This window comes from Staphylococcus sp. HMSC36A10 (assembly GCF_001838845.1).
Taxonomy (GTDB): Bacteria; Bacillota; Bacilli; order Staphylococcales; family Staphylococcaceae; genus Staphylococcus; species Staphylococcus aureus.
Genome location: NZ_KV839108.1, coordinates 1 through 770 on the forward strand (window position 1 = coordinate 1; position 770 = coordinate 770).

General features: G+C 36.9%; 3 protein-coding genes. All 3 read left to right on the forward strand.

The annotated features are described in order from the left end of the window. A partial coding sequence (locus HMPREF3247_RS07310; protein ID WP_218969805.1) for an SAV1978 family virulence-associated passenger protein occupies nt 1–120 on the forward strand: 120 nt, incomplete at its 5' end. Between the two features lie 13 nt (nt 121–133). After that, entirely contained in the window at nt 134–538 is a 405-nt protein-coding gene (locus HMPREF3247_RS07315; protein WP_015978309.1) for a hypothetical protein, read from the forward strand. Then, on the forward strand, nt 538–770 hold a 233-nt coding region (locus tag HMPREF3247_RS07320), incomplete at its 3' end, for a hypothetical protein (RefSeq protein WP_070866219.1). The genes HMPREF3247_RS07315 and HMPREF3247_RS07320, both read left to right, overlap by 1 nt.

Here is a 770-nt window from a genome sequence, read left to right on the forward strand (position 1 = left end):
CATATCGTACCAGGTTGGCAAGGCGTGAAAAAGACATTTGATACAGCGGAAGAGCTTGAAACATATATAAAGCAACATGGTTTGGAATACGAGGAACAGAAGCAACTAACTTTATTTTAAGGAGATGGAAATGATGAAAATCAAAGTTAAAAAAGAAATGAGATTAGATGAATTAATTAAATGGGCTAGAAGTAATCCGGAGTTATCAAAGGGCAAAAATTTTTTTACAACAGGTAACGGCGATGGCATCGTTCGTTTTCAAAAGGACACAAATGAGTGTACGACATCAGTCTGTGTGCCACTTGATGCTCCTTTCGAAGTCGAAGTGGAAGAGGAAATCACAGAAGAGACTAAGTTTGATAGGTTGTTTGAAGTATTCGAGGTCTCAGAAGGAGAATATAGTCCTACATCAAATAGGAATACTAGTATAAACGAAAGTTTAAATGACGACAGATGTTTCCCTATCAAAGCGTTCTATATCTTAAACGACGACCTAACTATGACGTTAATCTGGAAAGATGGGGAGTTGATTAAATAATGGAACACGGTTCAAAAGAATATTACGAAAAGCAAAGTGAATACTGGTTTGATGAAGCAAGCAAGTTTTTGAAGCAACGTGATGAGCTTATTGGAGATATAGCTAAGTTAAGAGAGCGCAACAAAGAGCTGGAGAAGAAAGCAAGTGCATGGGATAGGTATTGCAAGAGCGTTGAAAAAGATTTAATAAACGAATTCGGCAACGATCATGAAAGAGTTAAATTTGGAATGGA